This is a genomic window from Microvirga sp. P4_G7 (assembly GCF_056401005.1).
In genome coordinates this window covers 1-2,820 of record NZ_JBFUKD010000505.1, presented here as the reverse complement: position 1 = coordinate 2,820, position 2,820 = coordinate 1, and the positions used below count along the sequence as shown (strand labels likewise).

The following is a 2,820-nucleotide window of genomic DNA, read 5'->3' as shown; positions in this document are numbered from 1 at the left end:
GTACCAGCCGATGGTCGAGGCATCGACGAAACGCTGGACGAGATCGGCCTTCGTTTCGATCACTTCGCGGCGCGTCTCGATCGTCGTCGAATAGGTGGTGAAGCCATGGTCCGCGAGCAGGAAGACGTTCTGTTTGAAGCCACCCACCTTCTCGATGACCAGCGGATCGGACGTCACATAACCCTGCTGCACGGCGCGCTTGTTGGCGAGGAAGGGAGCGGGGTTGAAACCGTAGGGCTTGATCTGCTCGTCCTTGAATCCGTACTCGGCCCGCATCCACTGAAAGAACGTGGCGAAGCCGTCCTTGGAAAGCAGGATGTCGTTCGACGATTTCAGGTCCTCGAAGGTATCGAGCCCCTGGTCCGGATGGGTCATCAGCGCCTGCGGGTCCTTCTGGAAATGAGCGGCGACGACGACGGTCGGGATATCCTTCTCGACGGCGGAGAAGGCTTGGATCATGCTGCCGCCCATATAGAAATCGAGCTTGCCGGCGGCGAGCAGCATGCGGTTATTGGCGCGCGGTCCGCCGGGAACGATCGTCACCTTCAGGCCGAATTTTTCGTAGGTGCCATCCGCGAGCGCTTGGTAATAACCGCCATGTTCGCCCTGGGCGAGCCAGTTGGTGCCATAGGTCACTGGGGTCAGAGGTTCGGCCGCCAGCGCCGCGCCTCCGATGAGGACGGCAAGGGCCGTCAATCCGGTTCGAAGCTTCATGGCATCCTCCAGCGACGTACGCATGTGATCATGCGGCGTTCTGCCGTCTCCGGCCAAGCTTGGCAACCGCCGGCCTCGCGGGATGGTACGTTATGCAGCCCTCACCCGACCGACCAGGGATATGTCCAGGTCTCGGTCAAGGCGCGATTGCCGGCCTTGAGAAAGGCCCGCAGATCCGTGGACTGGCCCGGCTCGAGCTTCACGTCGATGGCGGCGCGAAAGCCCTTGGTGCGGTCGTTGGGAACGATGAAGGTATGCGTGATGGTTCCCTGCGAGGTCGACGGCACGATTTGAACCTGGGACGGATCGGACAGGAAGAATTCCAGATCGCCGCCCGCGAAGTCCACGATGAAGCGGCGGTGAGTCGGGTCGCTCGGCGCGTTCGAGCCGCTGGCGCGGGCCGGCGTCTGGAACGTGTTCACGGCCTTGCCGCCCGGATGCATTCTATCGGCGCTCGAGACCGCTCGCAGCCGATAGTTGAGATTGACGTCCTGGCCACGCTCGAAGGGGCGGTTGGGCTGCCAATAGGCGACGACATTGTCGTGTGTCTCGTCCGACGTCGGAATCTCTACGAGGTCGATTCGACCCTCGCCCCATTGACCGACCGGCTCGACCCAATATCCCGGACGCTCGTGGTAATGCGCCTCGAGATCCTGGTAGTTCTCGAACACCCGGTCGCGCTGCATCAAGCCGAAGCCCCGCGGATTGTTGTCGCTGAACGACGACACGGTCTTGCGGTCGGGATTGTGCAGAGGCCGCCAGATCCATTCACCGGAGCCGGACTGCATCAGGAGACCGTCCGAATCATGCAGTTCGGGCCTGAAATCGTCCTGCTTGTGCCGATCGTTCTCGCCCTCGAAGAACATCGAGGTGAGGGGCGCGATCCCGACATTCTGGATTGTCTGGCGCGGAAAGAGATTGACCGAGACGTCGATCGTCGTCTCTCCGGACGGGTACAGTTCGAAACGGTAGGCGCCGGCGACGGACGGACTGTCGAGGAGCGCGTAGATCGTCACCCTGTCGCTCTGGGGCGAAGGCATGTCGATCCAGAATTCGCGGAAATGCGGGAACTCCTCGGCCTCGCCGCCCTGGACGTTGATGGCGAGGCCGCGGGCCGAAAGGCCGTATTTCTGATCCCGCCCGAGGAAGCGGAAATAGCTTGCGCCGAGGAAGGCGATCAGTTCGTCGAAGACCTTGGGCGTGTTGAGCGGGTAATGCAGGCGGAACCCGGCAAAGCCGATGTTGACCGGCAATGGCTTGTCGATCTTGTTGCGGCCGTAGTCGAACAGCTCGCGCTGGTAGGGAATGGGAGTCGGCACGCCGTCACGGATGACGTTCACCGTCACCGGGCGCTGGTAGAGGAAGCCAGGGTGAAAGAGCTGCAGTCGGAACGGACCGCCGCCGCCGGCGAGGAGCGCCTTTTCGGGGCGGAAGCGGATATCACGGTACTCGTCGAAGCTGAGCTGGTTCAGCGGCGCCGGCAATTGGGCGTTGGGGGTCTCGTAGGGCGCGGCAGCGATCTCTCTTGCCCGCCGCACCACCTCTTCGAACCGGAAGGTCGTCGGCGCGGGCGCGGCGCTCTGCTGAGCGAAAGCCGGTACAGCCACGCTGGCGAGCAAGCTTTGCAGAACGATTCGGCGAGTCAGGTTGGACATCGGGGCGGTGTTCTCGGTGGATTTGGGCAAGTTGATTCTGGATACGTGATTCGGAGGACCGCGACGGAAATATGCCGCAGGGGAAGGAGAGACATGGTGTCGACGGCTCTTTCCGTCTACCTGCGCCCGTTAATACAGGCTGAACGAGGCGTCGCGCGAGTCCCGTTGTCGAAAACCTGCAAAAAGGTCTTGTGATCCCGATCGATCGGCACTATGTGACGACTTGCCCAATTTCGCACGTGCCTGTGGTCGCGTGCCGGTTGGTGGGCATCCGGACAAGAGGCCGGACAGCCGCCCGAGAACAACCTCGTTCTCGATACCCCTAACCGGCAGCCGGAGGCGAAAACCGGCGCACCCCGTTCTCAACGGGGGACGCGGCTTAAAGCAACGACGAACGGGCTTTTTTGGTCTCGTTGGCCCTCCAAAGGTCAGCACCGAAGAGGCTTGTTTC

2 protein-coding genes are annotated in these 2,820 nt (G+C 62.2%); both read right to left on the bottom strand.

The window, feature by feature from the left end; all coding sequences use genetic code 11:
• Nucleotides 1-714, bottom strand: a 714-nt coding sequence (locus tag AC1DT3_RS17080; RefSeq protein WP_477466432.1) for an ABC transporter substrate-binding protein, incomplete at its 3' end; no start/stop codon positions are given.
• A gap of 101 nt (nucleotides 715-815) precedes the next feature.
• Nucleotides 816-2,369, bottom strand: coding sequence for an OpgD/OpgG family glucan biosynthesis protein (locus tag AC1DT3_RS17075; RefSeq protein ID WP_477466431.1), 1,554 nt, complete (start codon nucleotides 2,367-2,369; stop codon nucleotides 816-818).
• Between the last annotated feature and the right edge of the window lie 451 nt (nucleotides 2,370-2,820).